The sequence below is a fragment of the Psychrobacter sp. AOP30-A2-5 genome (assembly GCF_052378115.1).
Taxonomy (GTDB): domain Bacteria; phylum Pseudomonadota; class Gammaproteobacteria; order Pseudomonadales; family Moraxellaceae; genus Psychrobacter.
This window is the reverse complement of the sequence record NZ_JBQSXK010000001.1, coordinates 511,658-536,592: the sequence shown is the minus strand read 5'-3', so window position 1 is coordinate 536,592 and position 24,935 is coordinate 511,658. Positions and strand designations below refer to the sequence as shown.

General features: G+C 42.4%; 21 protein-coding genes. 12 read left to right on the top strand and 9 right to left on the bottom strand.

Going from position 1 to position 24,935, the window contains the following annotated elements; genetic code table 11:
• Window positions 1-108 precede the first annotated feature (108 nt).
• Window positions 109-2,541 (bottom strand): endopeptidase La, encoded by a 2,433-nt coding sequence (gene lon / locus ACT3S4_RS02260; protein ID WP_444760355.1) that lies wholly within the window; start codon window positions 2,539-2,541, stop codon window positions 109-111.
• Window positions 2,542-3,157: 616 nt separating this feature from the next.
• Between lon and ACT3S4_RS02255 the strand changes: the two genes are divergently transcribed.
• Window positions 3,158-4,531, top strand: a complete 1,374-nt coding sequence (locus ACT3S4_RS02255) for a Na+/H+ antiporter family protein (RefSeq protein WP_444760343.1) — start codon at window positions 3,158-3,160, stop codon at window positions 4,529-4,531.
• Between the two features lie 94 nt (window positions 4,532-4,625).
• Here ACT3S4_RS02255 and ACT3S4_RS02250 read toward each other — a convergent pair whose 3' ends face one another.
• The 3 genes from ACT3S4_RS02250 to ACT3S4_RS02240 all read right to left on the bottom strand — a co-directional run bounded on the left by ACT3S4_RS02250 (window position 4,626) and on the right by ACT3S4_RS02240 (window position 6,187).
• Window positions 4,626-5,063, bottom strand: coding sequence for a hypothetical protein (locus ACT3S4_RS02250; protein WP_444760342.1), 438 nt, complete (start codon window positions 5,061-5,063; stop codon window positions 4,626-4,628).
• 141 nt (window positions 5,064-5,204) lie between these two features.
• Window positions 5,205-5,453, bottom strand: a complete 249-nt coding sequence (locus tag ACT3S4_RS02245; RefSeq protein ID WP_444760341.1) for a hypothetical protein — start codon at window positions 5,451-5,453, stop codon at window positions 5,205-5,207.
• Entirely contained in the window at window positions 5,453-6,187 is a 735-nt protein-coding gene (locus ACT3S4_RS02240) for a 5-formyltetrahydrofolate cyclo-ligase (RefSeq protein WP_444760340.1), read from the bottom strand. Before ACT3S4_RS02240 ends, ACT3S4_RS02245 begins: the two co-directional genes overlap by 1 nt.
• 111 nt (window positions 6,188-6,298) lie before the next feature.
• On the opposite strand from ACT3S4_RS02240, the gene fumC reads away from it, so the two are divergent.
• Both fumC and ACT3S4_RS02230 read left to right on the top strand, forming a co-directional pair.
• The gene (gene fumC, locus ACT3S4_RS02235) at window positions 6,299-7,702 is read left to right on the top strand and encodes a class II fumarate hydratase (protein ID WP_444760339.1); all 1,404 of its coding nucleotides are present in this window, start codon (window positions 6,299-6,301) and stop codon (window positions 7,700-7,702) included.
• Window positions 7,703-7,950: 248 nt separating this feature from the next.
• Window positions 7,951-8,685, top strand: coding sequence for an HNH endonuclease (locus ACT3S4_RS02230; protein WP_444760338.1), 735 nt, complete (start codon window positions 7,951-7,953; stop codon window positions 8,683-8,685).
• A 129-nt stretch (window positions 8,686-8,814) separates the two neighbouring features.
• Here the strand turns inward: ACT3S4_RS02230 and ACT3S4_RS02225 are convergent, their stop codons facing one another.
• From ACT3S4_RS02225 to ACT3S4_RS02210, 4 genes are all read right to left on the bottom strand, one after another.
• On the bottom strand, window positions 8,815-9,627 hold the full coding sequence (locus ACT3S4_RS02225) for a MipA/OmpV family protein (protein WP_444760337.1): 813 nt from the start codon (window positions 9,625-9,627) through the stop codon (window positions 8,815-8,817).
• 230 nt (window positions 9,628-9,857) lie between these two features.
• The gene (locus tag ACT3S4_RS02220; protein ID WP_444760336.1) at window positions 9,858-10,832 is read right to left on the bottom strand and encodes a rhomboid family intramembrane serine protease; all 975 of its coding nucleotides are present in this window, start codon (window positions 10,830-10,832) and stop codon (window positions 9,858-9,860) included.
• Between the two features lie 145 nt (window positions 10,833-10,977).
• Entirely contained in the window at window positions 10,978-12,165 is a 1,188-nt protein-coding gene (locus tag ACT3S4_RS02215) for an alpha-hydroxy acid oxidase (RefSeq protein WP_444760335.1), read from the bottom strand.
• Window positions 12,166-12,201: 36 nt separating this feature from the next.
• Entirely contained in the window at window positions 12,202-12,519 is a 318-nt protein-coding gene (locus ACT3S4_RS02210; RefSeq protein WP_087814428.1) for a glutaredoxin family protein, read from the bottom strand.
• A 227-nt stretch (window positions 12,520-12,746) separates the two neighbouring features.
• On the opposite strand from ACT3S4_RS02210, the gene mtgA reads away from it, so the two are divergent.
• The 6 genes from mtgA to ACT3S4_RS02180 all read left to right on the top strand — a co-directional run bounded on the left by mtgA (window position 12,747) and on the right by ACT3S4_RS02180 (window position 17,552).
• Complete coding sequence (gene mtgA, locus ACT3S4_RS02205; protein ID WP_045453173.1) at window positions 12,747-13,433, top strand: monofunctional biosynthetic peptidoglycan transglycosylase; 687 nt, start codon at window positions 12,747-12,749, stop codon at window positions 13,431-13,433.
• 237 nt (window positions 13,434-13,670) lie between these two features.
• The gene (gene ppk1 / locus ACT3S4_RS02200; RefSeq protein WP_444760354.1) at window positions 13,671-15,878 is read left to right on the top strand and encodes a polyphosphate kinase 1; all 2,208 of its coding nucleotides are present in this window, start codon (window positions 13,671-13,673) and stop codon (window positions 15,876-15,878) included.
• 372 nt (window positions 15,879-16,250) lie between these two features.
• A complete protein-coding gene (locus ACT3S4_RS02195; protein WP_201599979.1) occupies window positions 16,251-16,421 on the top strand; it encodes a hypothetical protein in 171 nt (56 codons plus the stop codon).
• A 75-nt stretch (window positions 16,422-16,496) separates the two neighbouring features.
• The gene (locus ACT3S4_RS02190; protein WP_372814791.1) at window positions 16,497-16,748 is read left to right on the top strand and encodes a hypothetical protein; all 252 of its coding nucleotides are present in this window, start codon (window positions 16,497-16,499) and stop codon (window positions 16,746-16,748) included.
• Between the two features lie 124 nt (window positions 16,749-16,872).
• The gene (locus tag ACT3S4_RS02185; protein ID WP_201599985.1) at window positions 16,873-17,271 is read left to right on the top strand and encodes a hypothetical protein; all 399 of its coding nucleotides are present in this window, start codon (window positions 16,873-16,875) and stop codon (window positions 17,269-17,271) included.
• An 80-nt stretch (window positions 17,272-17,351) separates the two neighbouring features.
• Window positions 17,352-17,552 (top strand): hypothetical protein, encoded by a 201-nt coding sequence (locus ACT3S4_RS02180; protein WP_193008751.1) that lies wholly within the window; start codon window positions 17,352-17,354, stop codon window positions 17,550-17,552.
• A gap of 155 nt (window positions 17,553-17,707) precedes the next feature.
• Here ACT3S4_RS02180 and ACT3S4_RS02175 read toward each other — a convergent pair whose 3' ends face one another.
• Window positions 17,708-18,403: a tRNA-(ms[2]io[6]A)-hydroxylase gene (locus tag ACT3S4_RS02175; protein ID WP_444760353.1), complete on the bottom strand. Its 696-nt coding sequence runs from the start codon at window positions 18,401-18,403 to the stop codon at window positions 17,708-17,710.
• Window positions 18,404-19,092: 689 nt separating this feature from the next.
• Between ACT3S4_RS02175 and ACT3S4_RS02170 the strand changes: the two genes are divergently transcribed.
• The 3 genes from ACT3S4_RS02170 (at window position 19,093) to ACT3S4_RS02160 (ending at window position 24,898) form a co-directional block, all read left to right on the top strand.
• The gene (locus ACT3S4_RS02170) at window positions 19,093-21,291 is read left to right on the top strand and encodes a malate synthase G (RefSeq protein WP_444760334.1); all 2,199 of its coding nucleotides are present in this window, start codon (window positions 19,093-19,095) and stop codon (window positions 21,289-21,291) included.
• Window positions 21,292-22,024: 733 nt separating this feature from the next.
• On the top strand, window positions 22,025-23,068 hold the full coding sequence (locus ACT3S4_RS02165) for a porin (protein WP_109589414.1): 1,044 nt from the start codon (window positions 22,025-22,027) through the stop codon (window positions 23,066-23,068).
• 195 nt (window positions 23,069-23,263) lie between these two features.
• Window positions 23,264-24,898: a CTP synthase gene (locus tag ACT3S4_RS02160; RefSeq protein ID WP_045444494.1), complete on the top strand. Its 1,635-nt coding sequence runs from the start codon at window positions 23,264-23,266 to the stop codon at window positions 24,896-24,898.
• Window positions 24,899-24,935 lie beyond the last annotated feature (37 nt).

Below are 24,935 nucleotides of genomic sequence, written 5' to 3'. Positions count from 1 at the left end.
TAGCATAAGGTCTTAACCAGATTGTTGTTTATTATTACCAAAAGAAGCCGCCCATCGTTATGATGAGCGGCTTTCTGATTTATAAGACTGGATTAATAACTAATCAGATTAGTTATGCAGCGCCTTGCTTGAGGTTTTATCAACCGTCACTTTCGCAGGCTTAAGCGGAACTGGCATACTGACCAAAGCAACTTTTAATATCTCATCAATCGTTGCCACTGGCTGAATGGTCAGACCAGCTTTCACGTTATCAGGAATATCGGCCAAGTCACGCTCATTAGTCGCTGGAATCAACACATGCTTGATACCACCGCGATGGGCGGCCAATAGCTTCTCTTTTAGACCACCGATACGCAGGATTTTACCGCGCAGTGTAATCTCACCTGTCATGGCGATATCTGGACGAATAGCAATGCCCGTCAATGCAGAGACTAGCGCTGTGGTAAGAGCACCACCAGCAGAGGGACCGTCTTTCGGGGTCGCACCTTCTGGCATATGCACGTGGACATCCGTGGTTTTAAAGGTCTCATAATCGATACCTAAGCTATCACCGCGAGCACGTACCACGCTCATGGCAGCGCGAATCGACTCTTTCATCACATCGCCGAGTGAACCCGTAAAGCTGAGCTCGCCTTTACCTTTCATCGCCACCGCTTCGATGGTTAATAACTCACCACCGACTTGTGTCCAAGCAAGACCAGTGATACGACCAATCTCAGGCTCTTCTTCAGCCAGACCATAGTCATACTGATGGACGCCGAGATAGTCATCGATGTTTTTGTCATCGACCACAATTAGCTGACGTTCTGCTTTCTTCGGAGCACGTGCACCATGAGTTTCAACCGAACCGCGAACCACTTTACGGCAGATTTTATTCACTTCACGCTCAAGGTTACGCACACCAGCTTCACGCGTATAGCTTCGCACGATGCTATGCAATGCCGCTTCAACAATCTCAATCTCGCCTTCTTTGAGACCGTTATTCTTGATCGCTTTTGGCACAAGATACTTCTGCGCGATATTGACCTTTTCTTCTTCGGTATAGCCCGGCAGACGAATGACTTCCATCCGGTCAAGCAGGGCAGGCGGGATATCCATGCTGTTGGCAGTACAGATAAACATCACTTGCGATAAATCTAAGTCCATATCTAAATAATGGTCGTTAAAAGTATCGTTCTGTGATGGATCTAACACTTCAAGCAACGCTGATGCTGGATCACCGCGGAAGTCTTGCGCCATCTTATCGATTTCATCTAATAAGAATAGCGGGTTTTTAACTTCGACTTTAGCCAGTGACTGAACGATTTTACCTGGCATCGCGCCGATATAGGTACGGCGGTGACCACGAATCTCTGCTTCATCACGCACTCCGCCTAGTGCCATACGTACAAACTTACGACCAGTCGCACGGGCAATCGACTCGCCTAATGAGGTTTTACCAACACCTGGAGGACCGACTAAACAAAGAATCGGACCGCGAAGTTTTTTCACTCTTGATTGCACGGCGAGGTATTCTAAGATGCGATCTTTCACATCTTGCAAGCCGTAATGATCTTCGTCCAATACCGTTTTTGCTTTTTCTAAATTGATGGAAACCTTGGTTGTGGCATTCCACGGTGTGTCCAAAATCCATTCAATATAGTTGCGCACCACGGAAGACTCTGATGAGGCAGGTGGCATCATTTTGAGCTTTTTCAGCTCCTGATCCGCTTTTTTGCGCACATCTTCTGGCAAGTCGGCATCTTCTAGACGCTGCTCTAGCTCAGCCACATCATCTTCGCCATCGAACGCGCCGTCATTCATATCTGACAGCTCATTTTTAATGGCTTTCATCTTCTCATTTAAGAAGTATTCGCGCTGATTGTCTTCCATTTGCTGACGGACAGCTTCTTGGATATCTTGTTCGATATTTTGTTCAGCACTCTGCTTAACCAAATATTCGGTTAAGGTATTGATATGGGTTTTAAGATCATCATTTTCTAAGAATGATTGCTTAATATCTAAATCCATCGACACACGGGTCGAGATGAAATATACCAACTCAAGCAAGTCATCGATACGTTTTGCCACACGAGTCAGCTCGCGAGCATTACGCAGACGCGCATCCGCATAGCTTTCAAATAATGTGGTTAATGCTTGAATCGTGTTTTTCTGCTGGCTCTCATCCATACTGACATCAAGGTCAGCACGCTCAAAGCTTGCCATTAATAATGTATCGTGATTTTCTATATTATCAACGCGCGCACGATATTGACCTTCGATCAATACTTTGATGCAGTTCTCATCACTGTCATGCGGCATGGTACTGACGATGCGGCAAACCGTCCCGTATTGATACAAGTTGTCTTGATCAATGTCTTCAGTCAGCGAGTCTTTTTGTGCCACGACCAAGACTTTATTGCCATACTCAGTCTGTGCCAATTCAACGGCTTTTACCGATGGCTCACGACCGACGAACAAGGCAATCTGCATGTGCGGATAAACGACAACATCGCGCAATGCCAGTAGTGGTAAATAGTTTTCTGTACCGTCACCTTTTATACTATCGTCTTTCGCGTCATCGTCTTCAATAGTGTTGTCCTTGTCTTCATTATCTTTATCATCACTATCTTTGCTATCACTATCTTCAACGCGATCAGCTGTTGCAGCTACATCACCTGTCGTATCGTCAGGCGCGCTGTCTCGCTCCTGATCATTAGCAACAGTAGATGAAACGTCGACATCGATGTCGATATTGTCTTGGGCAATTTTATGTTCACTCATATATTCTTCCTCGTTCACCAGACTTGTAAAGTCAAGTTCGTGGTTCATGTTTAGATAAATGGTGCTCACCGATAAAATTGCAAGGCTTGTGGGCAAAGTCACACGCTTATCTGCGCAAAATAGTTATATCTATCTAAAGACTGCGAGTCATATTGTTATTTATAATTTTAAATATTAGCTGAAATTTAATGTATACAGAGCATGGGTAATAAGTGCATAGCTAACACCTATTGGGTTCTGTGCGTAGGATTTGTGTGCAAAATAAGGTAAACTGACGCGCGTATTAAACGGTGGTTTTAGCGTCAAGCGGTTTAGAGGCGAGGATGATATCCATCATCCATGAGATATTAATAGGTCTTCATCAGGCTATAGCAGACAGAATAAGAGGCAATATATGACCATCAATGCGGTACTGCTGGCAGTCATCATCATGCTAGGGCTGTCTTTGGCGCGTGTACACGTGGTACTCAGCTTATTAATCGGGGCGCTGGCAGGCGGACTCATCGCTGGTTTGGGTATGACTGATACTTTGAATGCCTTTCAAGAAGGTATCCGTAATGGCGCGCAAATCGCGCTGTCTTATGCGCTGCTTGGGGCGTTTGCGGTGGCAATCGCGCATTCTGGCTTGCCACAGTCACTGGCAGGGGCGGTGATCAAACGCATTGATGCTGGCGTCGCAGGTATAGGGGCAGGTGGCATGATTAAATACATGCTGTTTGCAGGTTTAATCACCATGAGCTGCTTTAGCCAAAACTTAATCCCTATTCATATTGCCTTTATTCCATTGCTAGTACCGCCATTATTACTCGCCTTCAATCGCATGCACATTGATAGACGTTTAATTGCTTGTCTACTGACTTTTGGTCTCGTGACTACTTATATGTTTATTCCGTATGGCTTTGGTGATATTTATCTCAATCAAATCATGCTGAAAAACGTCGGCGAAGCAGGCATTGATATCAGTAACATCTCAGTCACCAAAGCCATGGCAATTCCGGCTTTGGGTATGTTTGTAGGCTTACTCGTCGCCGTATTTATCAGCTACCGTAAACCGCGCCAGTATCAGCAGCTAGCAATTGATAAAGCTGCGCATGATGAAGTGTTAGAGGGTGACGCTTTAAGCAAAACTGCAGCTAGTGCGCAAACACAAAGCAAGATGAAAACGCTGGTTGCGCTCGCCGCAATTGTGACGGCATTTGTGGTGCAGATGTATACCGACTCACTTTTGCTTGGTTCAATGTTTGGCTTTGGCGTCTTTATGGCAACGGGCGTCGTTAAATGGAGTGAAGCCGATACAGTCTTTAATGACGGTATCAAATTGATGGCGATGATTGGCTTTATTATGATTACCGCGCAAGGCTTTGCAGAAGTGATGAAAGCAACTGAGCAGATTCAGCCATTAGTTGATGGTGCCGCATCATTATTCGCAGGTAATAAAGCGATAGCCGCATTTATTATGCTATTAATTGGTTTAATTGTGACGATGGGTATTGGTTCGTCATTCTCGACCATTCCTATCTTGGCCGCGATTTATGTGCCGCTATGTATCTCTTTAGGGTTTTCGCCTTTAGCAACCGTGGCGATTATTGGTACGGCTGGCGCGTTGGGCGATGCAGGTTCTCCAGCGTCAGATTCGACTCTTGGACCCACTTCTGGTCTAAACATCGACGGTCAGCATGACCATATCAAGGACAGCGTAGTGCCGACATTCTTGCATTACAATATTCCATTATTGATATTTGGTTGGATTGCGGCGATGGTGTTGTAAGGTTGTAAAATACCTAAGTTATAAGATAATGAAAAAAAGACGCTTTTCTAAGCGTCTTTTTGGTTTTCAAAAAATCATTTAATTAGGAAAAATCTTAAGAAACCAATGTTATCTCTTCATTGTGTGAGCCTTGTTTAAAGTCTCTTATCCCTTTAGATAGAAGGTATAGAAAAAATAACTCAATCACAGGATCATAAATCCGCTCTAGTTTTAGATTGCCATTACTGTAGTCTATGATTGATAAACCAAATAAAACTAGCAAAATTAATAAGACTATAGGAGAAATTATGGCAATAAAGCGGTGAAAAAATATATTATTAGGCTGCCTTATTCGTTTTATTTCAATATAAGTTGTCAATGCAAAGGTAAAAAATGCAACTAACGCAAAAGAAAAACTTCTCAGCTCGGCAATATCAAAATCATTGTAATCATAAATATAAGCAGCTGGTGTGAGAAACAACATAATTACCCAAAAGTAAAAGCAGACTTGTAATGAAGCGGGTGACATGAACTCTTTTTTTGCTTTATTCATGGTAGATTGAACCAGTGTTGTAATGATAATTATTTACAGTAATTGTATTTCATAATTTAAAAATAAACAATAGTCCATATCATGTAATATATCAAGAGGTTACTAATATAGTAGCTCTTCAATTGACCAGTTGGTGATTTCTTAGTTATCTGTACTTTTATCAAAATCTTTCAACTCACCATTCAAATTACTCAAAAAAGCATCACTTTGCGCCAGTAATTCATTTAAGCGTTTCTCATTAACCACCTTTGCTAATTCATCGGAGTCGAAGGACTGTTCTTGACTGTAGTAACGCAACTCTCTAGCGTCCTCGTTACCTAACGTTTGCAAATACTCATCCACATTATCAGCGCTAGAGTTAGTATCCATTGCTTGCTTATCATCTTTCATCAAAACCACCTTATGCCGCTTGGCGTAATTAAGCCATCTAGTGGCACATCCCACGGTTGCCGCTGTAATTGTTCAACCACTTGAAAATCATAACACCAGCCAATTTTTAATGGCTTTTTAGAGCCTGACCGATAGCTTTTGTTAAGGGTCGTATCATAAAAGCCGCCACCCATACCCATACGATTGCCGTTGAGGTCTACCGCTACTAATGGACAGATAATCACATCCAATTCTTGCGCCCAAAGTAAACGGCGATGATGGTTTTGCTTCATCCCTAAATGATGAATCCGTGTCGGTATGTTAAGTAGCTTTGAATGATAAACAGGCACAAAGCGCAGGTGTTTATCCTCGTTGCCATTGCTAGTACGACCGAGCGAACCAACCACAGGCAGATAAGGTAAATAGCCTAAGCGTTGACACCAGTCTAATATTGGCTGAGTAGGTAGCTCACCAAAGCCATCGTAATATAAGCCAATACGCGCACGCGGAGGTAAGCGCTGTTGCAACTTGATTAAATGCAAGCTTGCAGACTGAGCATATTGTCTGCGTGTGCCATCACTTAATTGGCGGCGCTGGCGGGTAAATAGCCGTCTGGGCGGATTGCTAAAGGTAGATGTATTCGACTCAGCATTTTTTAACTCAGGATGCATAGATATACTATCCAATAATGTATTAAATTGATGATGGCTGTTGTTTTTAGAGAGCAGCAATGGCGATTTGTGAATATTCAACACGCCTTAGTCATGCTATCATAACGCCACTTTACAGCGTATTTTCCTTTATGTGCAGCGTGTGTTGCACTTTTTTCGAAGCAGCTATACAACAAACCATCAAAGAGGGTAGTTATGTCGACACAGAATCAGGCAACTCGTACCGAAAAAGATACCATGGGCAATGTGGAAGTCCCAGCTGACGCTTATTGGGGTGCGCAAACTCAGCGTAGCCGTGAGAACTTTAAAATCGGTGGCGAGACGTTGCCACGTCCAATGATTGAAGCAATGGCGCTAGTGAAAAAAGCCGCTGCGATTACCAATGCCAGCCTTGAGCGTATCGAAGGCGATAAGCGCGATTTAATCGTGCAAGCCGCTGACGAAGTCATCAACGGTGGTCTAACCGATCAGTTCCCATTGGTTGTATGGCAGACGGGTTCTGGTACCCAGTCAAATATGAACATGAACGAAGTACTCGCCAACCGTGCCAACGAAATCGCTGGTTCTGAGCGCGGCAGCTACACGCCGATTCACCCAAATGACCATGTCAACCATGCACAGTCTACCAACGACAGCTTCCCAACGGCGATTCGTGTTGCCGCTGCGCGTGAAATCAACGGTTTATTGATTCCAGCCGTAAAAGCACTACGTGATACCTTGGCTGCTAAAGCGAAAGAATTTGATAGCATTGTTAAAATCGGTCGTACGCATTTGCAAGACGCCACGCCTTTGACCTTAGGTCAAGAATTTAGCGGCTATGTAAGTCAACTTGACCATTCATTGGTACGTATTGATAACGCGCTACAAGGCCTATACGAATTGCCACTAGGCGGTACTGCGGTTGGTACCGGTCTAAACGCTCATCCTGACTATGCGGTAAAATCAGCTGAGCAACTATCTACCTTGACAGGCTTACCATTTGTGACGTCACCAAATAAATTCGAAGCACTAGCCGCTCGTGATGCTGAAGTATTTGCGTCAGGTGCACTAAAAACCCTAGCCGCTAGCTTAAACAAAATCGCTAACGACGTCCGTTGGTTGGCATCAGGTCCTCGCTGTGGTCTAGGCGAATTAACGATTCCTGAAAATGAGCCAGGTTCATCTATCATGCCGGGTAAAGTAAACCCAACCCAATCAGAAGCAATGACGATGGTTGTGGCGCAAGTGATGGGTAACGACGTCACTATCAGCATGGCAGGCGCGTCAGGTAACTTTGAGCTAAACGTTTATAAGCCAGTGATTGCGTTCAATCTATTGCAATCTATCAAGCTGCTTGGTGATGCGTGCAATAGCTTCAACGAAAACTGTGCTGTTGGTATCGAGCCAGTCAAAGACAAAATCGATGACTTCTTACATAATTCATTGATGCTCGTTACTGCGCTTAACCGTCATGTTGGTTATGAGAATGCTGCGAAAATCGCTAAGACGGCTTACAAAGAAAACAAAACCTTGAAGCAAGTTGCAGTTGAGTTAGAGCTATTAACTGAAGCACAGTTTGATGAGTGGGTAATTCCTGCTGATATGGTACATCCTAAGTAAGCAGTAGACCAAATAATGACCTGCTACGGCGTCAGACTCGCTTAATGTACGATCAGTACAATTTGCACTCGTCTTTCTTGTAGCAGCGTCATATTTGTTCCACTGAGAATTTAGAAATAAAAAGACCTTGTCATATGACAAGGTCTTTTTTATTTTTTGAGCTAGCTCTGTCCTTTGTTTATGTAAGTCAGTAAAATGTGCAATAATCCAAATTTATAGACGCTTTCAGTCATTTAGGCGAAATAATTATGTATAAGAATTTGCCGAATATATGTTATGAGTGTGGAGCTACACTAGATAAAGAGAGCCTAACAAAGGAGCACGTACCTCCTAAATCTTTTTTTCCTAAAAGTGATAGAGACTCTTTGATAACTGTGCCCGCATGCGTAAAACACAATGGCGGTAAATCTGATGATGATGAGTATTTTTTTCAAATTATATGCATGCAAATCCAAGCTAATGAAAAAGGACAAGATATTGCTACAAACAAAGCTGTAAGGGGTGTATTAAGAAATAGAAAGATAACTAAAGACCTAGCTAGTAATGCCACTCAAGTCTATATTGATGAAGATAGAACGGGACAGCTCAAACCTACCTTCGCATTCAAATTCGATGACGAAAAATTAGATAATAGTATATCCTCTATTTGTAAAGCATTATACTATTACGAGTTTCATAAAGTTTTTATTGGTGACATCAAAACTTACTATGAATTTCAAATATCACTTGATGAAGACTCAATAAAGCAGAATCAGGAGTTTGAAAAAATCAGGCATTTAATAAATAAAAACTTTTCTAACATCGAAAAAAAGGGTAAAAATCAAGATGTTTTTTACTATCAGGTAATGGAGATACCTAAAGGTTTAGAGTTCTCTCTTGCTATTAGACTCTGCTTTTATGGAGGTGTGGGTATCGTTGCTCTTTTGAAAAAAGAGCCAAAATTCAAATTTAATGCATTTATGAGCGCATTAATTAAAATGTAATAATGATCATCTTTATAAATACTTGAGCTGTATCTGACAGCTTTTACAGTCAAGTTAATTCAGCCAAATCATCCACAAAAAAAGCCAAGCAAAATGCTCGGCTTTTTTATATCAAACATCTAATCTCAACTAGAACTTATAAAGCAAACCAAGCGTCGAAGTTGACTCAGTACGCGAGTCAACCATTGGGCTATCGTATTGTTCATTCGGCAAATAGCTTAAGCTTTGATTGGCAAACAATGCCCAGCGTTCATTGAAATCATAGTTGGCACTAATGTTAACGTAAGGGTTCAAGCTCGAATTAGACTTATAAGCGGCGACGCCTGTTTCCGCTGACTCTTTTTCACTGACGCCATAATAGTATTCATTATAGTCAGCATCGTTGTATTCAAAGCCAATGCTTGGATAGACCGTTAGCTTGTCTTTCGTAATTCTAGCAAGATACGTCAAGCGAGCTGTGTTACCACCGCTACGGTCAAGCACATCAGTACCTATCTGAGCGCGAAAGCCGCCGATAGGGGTACGGCGTTGATAGCTTAAACCAGCTTCTACTGATGACTTACGTTCATCAAGACCTTGTAATGCACCTCTAGCATCATCAGGATCGAAATCGTTGCCAGCGAGCTGAGCATAAGCCGACAGCTGATTGACGCCATCATTGATTGCATAGACACCGGCTTGAGCGCCACGCACATAGAATCTATTGTTGTCATAAAACGCGCCTGGCAACACACGTACATCGAGGCTGTCTTCCATATCGTAGGCTGAGTTGACGGCTATGACGTTGACGCCCACGCTTAATACAGCGTCTTGGTCAGTAGGTAAATTGTCCTTAAAAAGTGCAGCATTGGACATACTGGCGACACTAAATAACGCGGTAGCCGTTAATGCGCTAAGCATGACGCGCGTAGAAATATGAGGTAGCGCTACAGGTTTAAACATAATAGAGTCTCGTGAATGGATGAAATAATTGGGGGCAATCGTGTATAGTCAAGGAATTTTAGAATCGCTACAAGGCGACCGACCGCAGATAGTAAACTGAGTACATCTAGAGCGGGTAACACCGTAGCGGTTTAAAAGTGCTCTGACTTATAGCAAGAAGCGAGTAAGAAAAACCTAACCAGTAAGCTGTTATCATGAACTATTTAGCAATGATAAATAACTATGAAGGTTTACTCAATGGTTTTTAATACTTGTAGTATTTGATCATGAATATCTTGCCACCACCAAATAAAGCCAATGCTAATCAGTAGCATCATTAGCCATGGTAGTAATTGCCAAATAAAGATAGATTTGGTCGCTGTTTCTTGTTCACTAAGGTGGCTGTGATTAGCATGAGTATTTAAGTGTGAGTTTACAGCAGAGTCGGGGTGGAAACTGCTGTTATTGTCAAAATCAACATTATTAAAGTGCTCATTATTAGCAGAAGAATTAGTATCGCTGCTTGCTGGAAAATTAATATAAGTCGTTCGATAACGGTCGTCATAAGTGGCTGGGTTAGGCATATTCTGTAACGCTATTGTCATACGCTGACGGTAGGCGATTGCGAATGCCAGCGCAATCACTAAGCCAGTCACCGCGCCGCCAATATGCCCCGCATTGTCGATACCCGGTACGGCAAAACCATAAACAAGGTTGATGCCCATGATAAATATCAAGCTCTTAAGATTGAGCACCATGCCATTGACCGATATTTTAAACAGTGCGGCTATTAATAGTGCTGCGCCGATACCCATGATGCCCCCTGACGCCCCAGCCGATAGCCCCGGTTGACCAGTTCCTTCTACGATACTGTGCCACGTGACATAGTTATTCAGTAAGTTGCCCCCGATCGCCGCCAGTAAAAACAATGCCAGAAACTTGGCTGAGCCAAACATCGGCTCGGCAATCTGCCCAAAGAAATACATGGCAAATCCATTAAACAATAAATGCATCAAGCCAATGTGTAAAAAGGCACTGCTGACCAAGCGCCACGGCTCATCACCCATGGTAAACGGCAATGCATTGGCACCCCATTTTAAGAGTGCCTCAGTCGATGGATTATTGGCATCGACGCCTGTCAATACCTGCATGATGAATAACCCAATAAAGCTGATTAATAGCAAAGTAGTGACAGGGGCTGTTTTTAATAATTGTTGAATGGTCATAAAGGTGAGATATCATTAGAATGTTATAAATAGAGTATAAAGGGTATGATCAAATAATGTCATACATCTGCATGACATTATGATTTAACGACTAGTACTCTTAAACAATTAGTGCCCTTAATAGTGGATCGTTTTAACGACATGTTTAACGATTAGCAACTTTGAGGTTCTCATAAGTGCCTTTTACCAATATATCAGTGGTGACCTTATTGATATCGGTATGACCACAGAACGCCATCGATAGATCGCATTCTTTATGAATGATTTCCAGCGCACGGCGCACGCCATCTTCGCCATAAGCGCCCAGACCGTAAAGAAAAGCACGACCAATCATCGTGCCTTTTGCACCCAATGCGCGCGCTTTTAGCACATCCTGACCCGAGCGAATGCCGCTGTCTAACCACACCTCGATATCGCTATTTTCAGCCTGCACCGCTTGTACGATATCGGATAGGGCAGAAATGGAGGAGAGGGCGCCATCTAATTGACGCCCACCGTGGTTTGAGACGACCAGTGCATCGGCACCGCTACGAGCAGCCATAATGGCATCTTCAGGTTCCATGATACCTTTAATAATTAATTTGCCGCCCCACATATCTTTGATGCGCGCCACGTCATCCCAGCTCAAGCGCGGATCAAATTGCTCTTCCGTCCAAGCGGTGAGAGAAGATAAGTCATCGACGCCTTTCGCATGACCGACGATATTGCCAAAGCTATGACGTTTGGTGCCCAGCATATTCATACACCACTGAGGCTTGGTCATCAAGTTGACGATATTGGCAAATGTAGGTCTAGGCGGTGCAGACAAGCCATTTTTGATGTCCTTATGGCGCTGTCCCAGCACTTGTAAATCCGCGGTGAGGATCAATGCCGAACAATTGGCATCTTTCGCCCGCTGAATGAGATTGGCCACATAGTCATGATCGCGCATCACATATAGCTGAAACCAAAAGGGCTTGCTGGTATGAGTGGCGATATCTTCGATAGAGCAGATACTCATGGTCGATAGCGAAAACGGCACGCCGAATTTTTCTGCTGCCCGCGCGGCATGAATCTCACCATCCGCCCACATCATACCGGTAAAGCCAGTGGGCGCGATGGCGACGGGCATTTTTACCTCTTCACCAATCATCTGGGTTGCTAAACTGCGATTGTCCATATCTACCAATACCCGCTGGCGTAACTTGATACGGTCAAAATCGGTTTCATTGCTACGATAAGTCGTCTCAGTCCATGAGCCTGAATCGACATAATCATAAAACATACGCGGTACTTTACGTTCGGCAACGCGGCGCAGGTCTTCAATTTCAGTAATTTTGCTCAAATTTTTCATTATGTTCTCACTACATCGTTTTTTATTGTTGGCTTGCTATGATTGTATGAAAAGTTGCTGTAAATCCATGACTGAAAATGGATAGTTTAATCGTGTTGATGGTGTCAAAATCACCGGAATAGTGGTGGCAAATTCCATCATCAATGGTTCATCGAAATGTGCGATATCGACCTGTTGACAGGCAATCGGCTGTACAGCTTGAAATTGAGTCAGCACTTGCTTCGCGATGTCGCACAAATGACAGCCAGACGTTCCAAGTAGCCACCATTTATCATTATTTTCAGCATGACCAAGATCGGGGTTTGCAGCAACCATACGTTCTCGTAAGGCTTTTATATTATTATCATCGTACATATTTATTCTCTTGTCTTAATACTTGTCACAAAGTTTCGGTTTTTAGGACTTCGATTGCCAGTATAAATACGGCCTGATCTTTTTTACGTAGACTCTATGGCATGATAAAGAAGTGGGGTAAGTAATGACAGCGATTGTGAGATTAGGTAAGATGACCTGCTGTTTTTAATTACTGGCTCTTCAGCTCATCTTATCTTATTACCTTTTCAATCACTTGGATATCGCGCATGGCAAGTTTTGGCAAATTTTTCAAACGATTATTGATGGCAATCATGCTATTGGTCGTCGCATTTCATGTATTAGTTGCTGGGCTACTATTAATTTGGAAAACGCAGCCGATTAATAACAGCATGTTTATGCTGACTCATCGTTTGACGGGTGGTACTGTCACCCAGACTTGGGCTGAATACGATGCCATCGCAAAATCTGCCAAACAAGCCGCGATAGTGAGTGAGGATTCGACATTTAGTCAGCACAATGGTTTTGATTTCAAAGGCATTGAGGCGGCACGTAAGAAAAATGAAGAGACGGGTAAGATGTCCGCTGGTGGCTCGACGATTACCCAGCAACTAGCAAAAAACTTGTTTTTGACCTCGCATCGCTCGTATGTGCGTAAAATTGAGGAAGCGATTATTACTGTCATGATTGAAACATTATGGGACAAGCAGCGTATCTTGACCGCTTATCTCAATGTGGCAGAGTTTGGCAATGGTATTTATGGTATCGAAGCAGCAGCTCAGCATTACTTCGATAAATCTGCGGCCAAGCTGAACCGTGATGAATCAGCCTTACTTATCGCTATGTTGACCAATCCAAAATACTACGAAGACAATCAGGGTGATAGACGTTTACGCAATAAACAACGTATTATCAAAAAGCGCATGAGCAATGCGGTGTTACCACAATCAGCTTAATGGATTGTACCTATGACCATTTAATAAATAGCGCCGTGTTTTTGCATGATAGTTTTAATTGATAGTTTTAAGTGACGGTTTTAAGTGACGGTTTTAAGTGATAGTTTTGAATGGCAGTTTCGAGTAATAATGAATGAAGAAAGAACCCTGATAAATTTCTTAGTGGAAAAGCGATTATAAAAGACAATTGGTATTGAAGATGATGGCGTATCGATAACGCAAAGGAGTAGTGACGTGATGGATGTGAATAATAAGCAGGACACTGATAGCAATAATACAGTGATAGCAGTTGATAATAAAAGCCATACAGAGAGCCACAATGACAATTTAACTGAGGTTGCATGGCAGCGTTCAGAAGACGGCAGCTATTCACCCAGCAGTTATATCAATCGCGACTTGTCTTTATTACAGTTTCATTTACGTGTCTTAGCGCAGGCGGCAAGTCCTCGTCATCCGCTACTTGAGCGCTTGTTTTTCTTGATTATTTTCTCATCGAATATCGATGAGTTTTTTGAGATTCGTGTCGCAGGCATTATGCAAAAGCTCAATATTGGTGATGTTTCGACCAGTGTTCATGGCATGCGTCCCAGTGAAGTGCTGAATGAGATATCTACCGTAATGCACGACGCTATCGCTGAGCAATATCGTATTCTCAATGAAGATATCTTACCAGCACTGGCGCTTGAGGATATTCGTTATCTAAAACGCGATGAGCTAAATGCTGAGCAGTCGGCATGGATGAAGCGCTACTTCACTGAGCAAGTATCGCCAGTGTTGACACCGATTAGCATCGATCCGGCGCATCCGTTTCCGCGTTTGGTCAATAAGAGCTTAAACTTTATCGCCACTTTAGAAGGTAAAGATGCCTTTGGTCGTGATATCAATCTAGCGATTGTGCCCGCACCGCGCAGTTTGCCGCGCGTGATTCGCCTGCCTGATGAGCTGACAGGTGGCAAAGAACATCACGTCATGCTCTCAGCTATTATTCATGAGCATATCGGTGAGCTGTTCCCTGGTATGAGTGTGACGGGCTGCCATCAGTTTAGACTGACGCGCAATGCCGATTTAGATTTGGCTGATGATGTTGAAGATATTGCTAAGGCTCTGGAGGGCGAGCTAGAAAACCGCCGCTTCGGTGATAAAGTGCGGCTAGAAGTCACCACCGATTGTCCAACGCCTATCAGCGATTATTTGCTCAATGAGTTTGAGCTGCATGACAATCAGCTGTACCGCGTCAATGGTCCTGTCAACCTAACGCGCTTATTGTTTGATTTCAATATTCCAGCGCTGCGCTATCAGCCCTTTACCCATGTAGTGCCAAAAGAGTTCCGCCGTGAGATGGATAAGCTGGACAAAGCAACCAGTATGTTTGCCGCCATGCGTAAAAGCGATGTGCTGGTGCACCATCCTTTTCATGCATTTTCACCGATTATCAATCTGCTTTGGCAAGCGGCGAGCGATCCTAAAGTGTTAGCGATTAAGCAGACATTGTACCGCTCAGGCACCAATTCAGAAATTGTTAAAGCATTGGCGGCTGCTGCTCGCAATGGCAAAGAAGTCACTGCCGTCATCGAGCTGCGTGCGCGTTTCGATGAAGCCTCTAATATCGCCGTCGCCAATTATTTGCAAGAAGCGGGTGCGGTCGTCGTGTACGGGATTGTCGGCTATAAAACCCACGCCAAGCTGATGCTTATTGTGCGCCGTGAGGATGATCGAATCCGCCGCTATGTGCATTTAGGGACGGGCAACTATCATGCCGCCAATGCCAAAGTTTATACCGATTATGGTTTATTTAGCGCAGATCCTGATATCTCAGAGGATGTACATAATATATTTCAAGAGCTGACGGGAATGGGTAAGCCTGCCAATCTCAAAAAGCTGCTGCATGCGCCTTTTACCTTGCATGATAAGTTGATAAGTTTTATCGATGATGAAATTGCTCATGCGAAAGCCGGCAAGCGCGCTCATATTATCGTTAAGGTTAACGCTTTAACCGAACGTCGATTGATTAGCAAGTTTTATGATGCCTCGCAAGCAGGCGTCAAAATCGAGCTCATCTTACGCTCCATGTGTTGTTTGCGTCCGCAAGTAAAAGGTCTGTCAGAAAACATTACTGTACGCTCTGTTATTGGGCGTTTTTTAGAGCATACGCGTGTTTATTATTTCTATAATAATGGCGACGAACGCTTATATTGTGGTAGTGCAGACTGGATGGATCGTAATTTATTCCATCGCGTCGAAGTGGCGTTTCCAATCGAAGACAAAAAACTGTTTAAACAAGTATATCAAGACGGTTTACTTAACTATCTGAAAGATAATACCCAAGCATGGATACTTAGCGGTGATGGTGCTTGGCAGCAGCTGCAACCAGCCGCAGGTGAAACGCCGCATACCGCTCAAGAGTATTTATTAAAAGTGATTAATGGCGTTGATGCATCAAGCTAGCTTAATATTTCAACGACATCTTCAAAGCGATAAAGACGTCTTTACAATCAATAAATATCAAGCAAAAAACCAAGTGTAGAGTATTCTCTATGCTTGGTTTTTTTTGGATAAACGATTTTTCTAAGTTACAAACTGTCTTGTAACCTCACATTTATTCACATATTGATACGGCAGCACACTGGTGCAGTCCGTTATCTCATCCTTATAATCAAGGTCAGCCCTCACGCTATTATTAAACGGATTTGATGGTTTAATAAACCATTAGCACTCTAGTAATTCATGCAAAATTGATCGTATTACTATCATTGATCGTATTACGAAAAAGAGCAGGGACTGCCTAAATCAACGAATTATAAAAATAGGAAACACCTTATGAGCAATACCGATAATGACACATCAGATATCAAAAAAGCTGCTGAGCAAGCAGACAGTCAGCAAATTGCGCGAAATCTCAAAGACAATAAAGAGGTCGATGCGCCTGAAGCATTAAGTAAAGACGAGCAAACCTCTTTTATTGAAGATGATTTGCGTACGGATAAATGATAAATAAGCTGTGATATAAACATTTGGATTAACTTATTTTATCTATTAATGACATATTGATGCGAGGGATCTGCAATGCCAAATAATACTCATCCAAACTATGAAGAAGCGGTACCAGTTCGTGATCCAGCCGCTTTACACCCAGACAATGCACAAGACAGTTATGAAGGTCGTAAGCACGAACCTAATATCGATGGTCCACAACAAGAGTCGCAAGAAACCGACGAGATATATGTTGACCCTCGTAAAGAAGAGAATTTACCCGCTGGTGGCAAGAACGTCGCAGATTTGAATGCCTATGACCTAAGCCAAGAAGGCAATGAATAGTATAAATTGCTGGCTAGGTTGAGTTGGGCATTAAATCAGGCTCACCATTTGCTAAACCGCCATAAAAACCCTAAGCACATTAAGCAATTGCCAAAACACGAATAACAATAATAAGGATATAGCCATGCAAACCAATGATCCAGCACTCACCAAGACACGCATCAGTGAAAATGATGACTTAATCGATAGTCATGATTCTGCTAATAGCTTCTTTAGTAGTCCTACTTCTAATGACAAGGAGCATAGTGATACTGATAGTGGCATTGAAAAGAACATCACTGAAAATAAAGGAACGGATACTTTCAAAGAAGGCGTCGTCAATTCAGAGCATGTCAATGATAATGACAACCCCGCACGTCAGCCTGATCGTCGAGACCAAGAAGGTAACGCCTTTGATGATGGCGTGAATGAGCATACGATGGTTAGCGAGACATTCAAAAGCGAAGGTATTAACAACATGAATCGTTATGCAAATATTGATAATGCCCAAACACGAGTGTTAAATCCTGACGAAAAGGATTAATAGCTTTTTATAAAAAATCGAATGAATACAAATTTTTTATCTTTATAGAATGATTATGATGATAATAATAAGGAGTAATGATGAATACGCCAGATGACAAGGCTGTCAACCAAGTCCATGAGTTAAGAGATGCGAACGATAACCATGGTATCGTACCTGATGATGCGCTACAAAAAGTCAATCCAGCAGCGGCAGAAAGGGCAACCGATGATCACGATCCTCATCATGTTGCGAAGGATAGTAAACAGTACGACAGCTCATTAATGAAGGATGATAAATAACCATTCATTTTGCTATAACGAAGTTCAAATAAAAGGCTAATAAATGAAGTAACAGATCAAAGCATGAAACTTGGCTAGTTACTTCACTTTTTTGCTGTATAAATTTTACTGTATAAGAGGGTATATAATATAAAGTGATACCTAATCTTACGTATTTAAGCAGGTGTGCCGCTATGAAAGCGTAGCTCATGATCTGGGCTAGAAATCAGTTCTGCTTCTACTTCTTTAAAAAATGCGACACGCTCATCAATATCATCCTCAGACAGTGATTGAGCCAAGGCTAAATAATCCTCAAAGTGACGACTCTCTGACTTAAGTAAGTAGCGATAATACTTTGCCAAGCGTTCGTCGTCGATGACTTCAGCAAGGGCGGCAAAACGTTCACAAGAGCGTGCTTCGATAAATGCGCCAATTATCAATACATCAACCATCGCTGCTGGCTCATAAGTACGTTTGTGTTTTAACATGCCTTTAGCATAACGTCCAGCACTCAGATATTTCCACGCCTGACCACGGTCATTCATAATACCTAAGACCTGCTCATAATGCAGCATTTCTTCACGTATCAATTGCGCCAATTTACGCTGCAAATCATAAGAAAACTCATAGCGGAATATGAGATTCATGGCAGTGCCAGCGGCCTTTTTTTCGCAATTGGCATGATCTTGAATGATCAGCGGCACATTCGCAATCGCCGCATCAACCCAAGCTTGTGTTGTGCGCGCACCCAAAAAATTATAAACAGCAGATAGGTCAACCTTAATCGGGGTGCGTAGCTTTGCGATATCGACATCGTCCTCATCTATCTCGTCTTTTACTATACTAGGTTCTTCTATATTGCTGTCTTTCATAACTTTGTCGTTACTGTTCTTGGTTCTTATATCTTCTTTATTCATAGTTTTTGCCATAATCGAACGTTTAAAAGGTCTTTTTCTAATATTAAATAGATAACAGTTAAGCATAAATCCGTGAGGTAATGATTACTGACAGTTTGTCTATGCGATATCAGGTACTAATCAATGAGTACTAATAAAGCCTCTTAGCGCCTGTGTCACATAGGTTATCATTATAATACAACCCCAGTATTTATTTAATGAATGATGTTTTCTTGTTTATTTCTTTATTTGATAGTAGGATGATATTTTGCTTAAGCGCTATTTTGCCTTACTATTGATGTGTCGCTATATTGTGTTGTCGCAGTGATGATGCTTGCCAATGTTATGCAGTTGAAGCCGTTTACAGTAGGTGCAAGGCAACCGAGCTCAAATCATACACTGAGCACGTTAAGCAAGGTTGATACCATCATCCGTTATAAATGCTTTGACCATGCTAATGGCTAATGGCTAATGCGGCAAGAATATAGGTTAATAGCATAGCATAAATAGTTAATTCGCTATTCACCACAAGCTTGTATGATATATCAGTAGGTTTGCTTAGTATTTCATCTAAATTTGGAATAGATGTCTAAGACCGACAATGTGTAATCATTGCGGTAGCAACTTCGTATTCACACCCCTCACGAACAGATAAGGATAACAACATGAGCCAGTCTTCTAACGCCAATCGTATTCAAAAAGGCATTCTTGCCATCGACCAGCAATTGTATGACTTTATTGAAAACGAAGTGCTGCCGAAAGTCGGTGTTGATTCAGATAGTTATTGGTCAGGTTTTGAAAAAGTCATTAAGGAGTTTACGCCGCGCAATAAAGCATTGCTTGCAACTCGTGACAAGATTCAAGCGCAGATTGACCAGTGGCATCTGCAACATCCTGCCAAAGACGGCAACATTGATTATCCTGCTTACAAAGCATTCTTACAAGAGATTGGCTATCTGTTGCCAGAAGGCGATGATTTTAAAGTTAGCACAGAAAATGTCGATGATGAGATTGCTCATATTGCAGGGCCGCAGCTAGTCGTACCAGTACGTAATGCGCGCTACGCATTGAACGCAACCAACGCTCGTTGGGGCAGCTTGTATGATGCTTTATATGGTACTGACGTTATCAGTGACGAAAATGGTCAAGAAGCAAAAGGTGGTTACAATCCAACTCGTGGCGCTGCTGTCGTTGCTTATGCCAAACAATTCCTAGATGAAAACTTTGCATTGGCGTCAGGTTCATATAACGACGCGACCGGCTTTAAAGTGGTCGATGGTAAGCTTGAAATTGTCCAAGGTGATAGTAGTACTGAGCTAAAAGATGCCGAAAAATTCGTTGGTTTCGTCGGTGATGCAGAAAGCCCAACGGGTATTTTATTAAAAAACAACGGTTTGCATGCAGAAATTCAAATAGATGCCAACCATCCAGTCGGTAAAGACGATCCTGCTCATATCAAAGATGTGCTACTAGAGTCAGCCATTACGGCGATCCAAGATTGTGAAGACTCAATCGCTGCTGTTGATGCAGAAGAAAAAGTGGAAGTGTATCGCAATTGGCTTGGTCTCATGAATGGTGACTTGCAAGAAACCTTTGAAAAAGGTGGCAAAACCCGCACACGTCAGCAAAATCCAGATCGTGAATACACCACCCCAGATGGTGGCAAGCTTATCCTGCCAGGTCGTTCATTATTGCTGATTCGTAACGTCGGTCACCTCATGCAAAACCCTGCAATATTGGTCGACTTGGGTGATGGTCAAGAACAAATATTTGAAGGCTTGATGGATGGTCTGATTACGCCACTATTAACGCTCAATGACCTTAAAGGTAAAAATGAGCTATCGAATTCACGTAAAGGTTCAATGTATATCGTGAAGCCAAAAATGCATGGCCCTGAAGAAGTCAAAATGGCCAACGATTTATTCAATGCAGTAGAAGATTTATTAGGCTTAGAGCGTAATACCATCAAAATCGGTATCATGGATGAAGAGCGCCGTATGACGGTCAACTTAAAAGAAGCCATCCGCCAAGCGAAAGAGCGTGTCATTTTCATCAACACAGGTTTCTTAGATCGTACTGGTGATGAGATGCATACCAGCATGAATGCAGGCCCATTTGTACCTAAGGGTGAGATGAAGTCACAAGCATGGCAGCCAGCCTACGAGCAGTGGAACGTTGATATCGGTTTAGAGACTGGTTTACAAGGTGTTGCTCAGATTGGTAAAGGCATGTGGGCGAAGCCTGACGAGATGAAAGAGATGATGGACACCAAAGCTGCACATCCTAAGTCTGGAGCCAGTACCGCATGGGTACCATCACCAACAGGGGCAACCTTGCACAGCATGCACTATCATCAAGTGAGTGTTGCTGATGTTCAAGACAGCCTAAAATCACGTGAGCGTGCCAGCTTAGACGACATTTTGACCATTCCTTTAGCAAAAAATACCAATTGGACTGATGAAGAGAAACAGCAAGAGCTAGACAATAATGCTCAGGGCATCTTAGGATATGTTGTGCGTTGGGTAAACCAAGGCGTTGGTTGTTCTAAAGTACCGGATATCAATGATGTGGGTCTAATGGAAGACCGTGCGACTTTACGTATCTCAAGTCAACATATTGCCAACTGGTTGCATCACGATGTCGTGAGCGAGCAGCAAGTGATGGATACGATGAAGCGTATGGCAAAAGTGGTAGATGAGCAAAATGCAGGCGATAGCGACTATCAGACGATGGCAGATAGCTTTGACCACTCTTATGCATTCAAAGCGGCCTGTGACTTAGTGTTTAAAGGTCGAGAGCAGCCGAGTGGCTATACTGAGCCATTATTGCATCAGGCACGCCTTGATCTAAAAGCAGGCTGTTAATATTACGCAGGTTAATATTAAAATATGACATACTTGACATTCTATTATGATACTGTCATGACTAAATGAGGCTTGTTGTTGGCTTTTATACTTAATAAGGAGTCTGTAATAGCCATTGACTAAGGTTATAGTCTGGAAACAAGAGCAGTGAAAACGCCTTTTTTACTGTTCTTGTAGCAATTTTCCGATCTCAATTGTGACTGTCAGTATGTCATAAACCACATTTATTATTTTTTATTAGCCGTACTTGTTAATGAACAAGTACGGCTTTATTTTTGTTAATGAAAAGGTATTCATTACGCTAGTTTCAAGTTCTTGGTAATTATATTAATCAATAATATCTTTATCTATTTGAGCAGATAGGGGTTTTTTTACAATGACCCATATTCTATAGTAGATATGGTGTTCAACAAATACTGGGTTTAAAAAGCAAAAAAAAATGTTGCAAATTATGTCAAAGTTGTTATGCTTGTATTCGAAGTATGAGTTTGGTAACGGATGTTACGCAACGGAGCGATAAAGACCTAAGATTACATGGCAGTTACTTTTTAATCCCAGTTATGTAAGTCATTGTTTTTTTCATCTTACTGTAATAGAACTTCGCCACACTTGTTTCTGACTAATCTCGGTAGCCAGTTACACATTATATCTTTGAGGATTTGTGACGATACCATTATGAGCACCAGCTAATCATAGCTAGCTTATTACTAAAATTGTAAAGTGGAGATACCCCATGAAAAAACTACTTTTAGCTACAGCAGTTGCTGCCTTATCTGTATCTGCAGCCAATGCAGCTCCAACTATCTACGGTAAAGCATTCGTAACTGCCGATTATGTCAATGCTGAAATTGACTACCCAAATGGTGCCGATAATGCAGACAGAGATTCTGACTCAGTACAGATTAACTCAAATTCTTCACGTATCGGTCTAAGAGGCTCTGAAGCCATGACTGCTAACACTGATGTTATCTATCAGTTAGAGTATGGCACACGTGTCGATGGCGATAGCGATGGTTTTAGCAATCGTGATACGTATCTTGGTGTTGTAAACAAGCAGTTTGGTGAGTTCCGTGCTGGTAAAAACCAATCTACTTTAGACAAGATTAACAACGTTGTTGTAAACGATGGTTATTGGGATAACTTAGGTGGTAATAAGCTTGAAGAAGACGAAAACTATGGTGGCCTAAATATGGCTGATAGTAGACGTATCAATAGCTCAGTTATTTGGATGGCTCCAAAGTATAACGGTCTTCCATTACAGCTTTCTGTAATGTACAGTGCTGACGAAAGCTTTGTTGAATCAAGCAAAGATCGCGATAGTGGCTTTGGTGCTGCATTAATGTTTGACCAAGGTACTGGCTTCACTGCTGGTGTTGCTTACGACAAAGACCAAAATATTGCTGGTGATATCATCCGTGGTACAGCGACTGTAGATTTAGGTAAATACATGGCAGCTCCTGTGACTCTAGGTGCTTTGTATCAAGTAGCTGATTTTGACTATGATTATTCTACTAAGAAAGAAAAAGGTCTAGTAGTTAGTGGTGCTTTAGGCCTATCTAACTTTGCTCGCCCAGCAACTGTATATGTTCAGTATAATAAAACTGATAACTTGGATGGCATTAACAACTTTGACTCAGATCAAATCGTTGTTGGTGGTAAATACTTCTATCAAGACAATATGATTGTGCACGCTTATGCTGGTAATAACTCAGCTGATATTGGCAATGCTGATGCTGACGTACTAGCTATCGGTGGTGGTCTAGAATACTTATTCTAATCTAAGCATTAGAATCTGATTATAAAAACTCATCCTTCGGGGTGAGTTTTTTTTGTTATGTCCTATTTGAGTGGGTAGTTCGTTATAATAGCTAAGTACTAAAAATTGAATGTTTCAAAGAGTTTATGCTTTTGCCCTATATTTTTTGACGTATTTTTAGTAAAATCCTTCTTTACCAATTACCGACAGAGTACTATGACCAAGTTTATATTTGTGACCGGTGGGGTAGTGTCCTCACTAGGAAAAGGTATCACCGCAGCCTCTCTTGCAGCGGTCTTAGAAGCCCGTGGCGTGACTGTCACGATGACCAAGATGGATCCGTACATCAACGTCGATCCAGGTACGATGAGCCCATTCCAGCATGGCGAAGTATTCGTCACCGAAGATGGTGCAGAGACTGATTTAGATTTGGGTTACTATGAGCGCTTCTTACGCCATTCAAAAATGAGTAAGAGCAATAACTTTACTAGTGGTCGTATCTATCAAAACGTGCTAAATAAAGAACGTCGTGGTGAATATCTTGGTGGTACAGTACAAGTTATTCCGCATATCACTGATGAAATTAAGAGTAAAATTTTAGCCAGTGGTGAAGGTTATGATATCGCCATTATTGAGATTGGCGGTACCGTTGGTGACATCGAATCGTTACCATTTATGGAAGCCGTCCGCCAAATGCAAGTGGAGCTTGGTCGTAATAGAGCCATGTTGATGCATTTAACGCTAGTTCCTTACATTGCTAGTGCAGGCGAGACCAAAACCAAACCAACGCAGCATTCAGTAAAAGAGCTGCGTTCTATCGGTTTGCAGCCTGATATATTGATTTGCCGCTCTGATCACCACATCTCGCAAGACAACCGTCGCAAAATAGCGCTGTTCACCAATGTGGAAGAGCGTGCGGTTATTATGTGTGAAGATGCGCAAAGTATTTATCAAATACCACGCACGCTTCATGAGCAGGATCTTGATGATTTGATCTGTGAGCGTTTTGGTTTAGATGTACCAGAAGCAGATTTGAGTGATTGGGATAAAGTAGTTGAAGCGCAGCTTAATCCTGAAATGAGCCTGACGGTAGCGATGGTTGGTAAATACGTCGAGTTACCTGATGCTTATAAATCGATCAACGAAGCACTGCTGCATGCTGGTATCACTCATAAAGCCGATGTCAAAATTGACTATGTTGATGCTGAGCGTCTAGAAGATGATGACAGCTTATTGGCGCAGCTACACAATGCTGATGCCATCCTAGTACCGGGTGGTTTTGGTGAGCGTGGTACCAATGGTAAGATAAAAGCCATCACTTATGCTCGTGAAAACAACGTGCCATATTTAGGTATTTGCCTTGGTATGCAGTTAGCAGTGATTGAATACGCGCGTAATGTACTCAAAATCGATGCCAATTCTTCTGAGTTTGATCGCAAAACGGCAGAGCCTATCATTGGTCTCATCACTGAGTGGTTAGATGAGCGCGGCGAATTACAGATTCGTAGCGATGACTCTGACCTTGGCGGCACTATGCGTCTAGGCGCGCAGCAAGCCGAACTGGTTGCTGGTAGCAAGCTTAGCCAAATCTATGGCGCCAAAAATATCACTGAGCGTCATCGCCATCGTTATGAGATGAACAATCGCTATATCGAGCCATTAGAGCAAGCAGGCATGACCATATCTGGTTATTCTGCCAAACAGCACTTAGTAGAATCGGTCGAGATTGCTGATCATCCTTGGTTTGTCGCCGTACAGTTCCATCCTGAATTTACCAGCTCGCCGCGCGGTGGTCATCCACTGTTTAACAGCTTTGTAAAAGCGGCTAAGAACTATAACGAAAGCAAATAATCGTTAATGTATAAAAATTTACATGTATAAAAAAGAC

Excerpts from the sequence above, each read along its gene's own strand:
- ACT3S4_RS02255 (WP_444760343.1), top strand. The coding sequence starts at position 3,158 with ATGACCATCAATGCGGTACTGCTGGCAGTCATCATCATGCTAGGGCTG.
- ACT3S4_RS02250 (WP_444760342.1), bottom strand. The coding sequence starts at position 5,063 with ATGAATAAAGCAAAAAAAGAGTTCATGTCACCCGCTTCATTACAAGTC.
- ACT3S4_RS02245 (WP_444760341.1), bottom strand. The coding sequence starts at position 5,453 with ATGAAAGATGATAAGCAAGCAATGGATACTAACTCTAGCGCTGATAAT.
- fumC (WP_444760339.1), top strand. The coding sequence starts at position 6,299 with ATGTCGACACAGAATCAGGCAACTCGTACCGAAAAAGATACCATGGGC.
- ACT3S4_RS02230 (WP_444760338.1), top strand. The coding sequence starts at position 7,951 with ATGTATAAGAATTTGCCGAATATATGTTATGAGTGTGGAGCTACACTA.
- ACT3S4_RS02225 (WP_444760337.1), bottom strand. The coding sequence starts at position 9,627 with ATGTTTAAACCTGTAGCGCTACCTCATATTTCTACGCGCGTCATGCTT.
- ACT3S4_RS02220 (WP_444760336.1), bottom strand. The coding sequence starts at position 10,832 with ATGACCATTCAACAATTATTAAAAACAGCCCCTGTCACTACTTTGCTA.
- ACT3S4_RS02215 (WP_444760335.1), bottom strand. The coding sequence starts at position 12,165 with ATGAAAAATTTGAGCAAAATTACTGAAATTGAAGACCTGCGCCGCGTT.
- ACT3S4_RS02210 (WP_087814428.1), bottom strand. The coding sequence starts at position 12,519 with ATGTACGATGATAATAATATAAAAGCCTTACGAGAACGTATGGTTGCT.
- mtgA (WP_045453173.1), top strand. The coding sequence starts at position 12,747 with ATGGCAAGTTTTGGCAAATTTTTCAAACGATTATTGATGGCAATCATG.
- ppk1 (WP_444760354.1), top strand. The coding sequence starts at position 13,671 with ATGGATGTGAATAATAAGCAGGACACTGATAGCAATAATACAGTGATA.
- ACT3S4_RS02195 (WP_201599979.1), top strand. The coding sequence starts at position 16,251 with ATGAGCAATACCGATAATGACACATCAGATATCAAAAAAGCTGCTGAG.
- ACT3S4_RS02190 (WP_372814791.1), top strand. The coding sequence starts at position 16,497 with ATGCCAAATAATACTCATCCAAACTATGAAGAAGCGGTACCAGTTCGT.
- ACT3S4_RS02185 (WP_201599985.1), top strand. The coding sequence starts at position 16,873 with ATGCAAACCAATGATCCAGCACTCACCAAGACACGCATCAGTGAAAAT.
- ACT3S4_RS02180 (WP_193008751.1), top strand. The coding sequence starts at position 17,352 with ATGAATACGCCAGATGACAAGGCTGTCAACCAAGTCCATGAGTTAAGA.
- ACT3S4_RS02175 (WP_444760353.1), bottom strand. The coding sequence starts at position 18,403 with ATGAAAGACAGCAATATAGAAGAACCTAGTATAGTAAAAGACGAGATA.
- ACT3S4_RS02170 (WP_444760334.1), top strand. The coding sequence starts at position 19,093 with ATGAGCCAGTCTTCTAACGCCAATCGTATTCAAAAAGGCATTCTTGCC.
- ACT3S4_RS02165 (WP_109589414.1), top strand. The coding sequence starts at position 22,025 with ATGAAAAAACTACTTTTAGCTACAGCAGTTGCTGCCTTATCTGTATCT.
- ACT3S4_RS02160 (WP_045444494.1), top strand. The coding sequence starts at position 23,264 with ATGACCAAGTTTATATTTGTGACCGGTGGGGTAGTGTCCTCACTAGGA.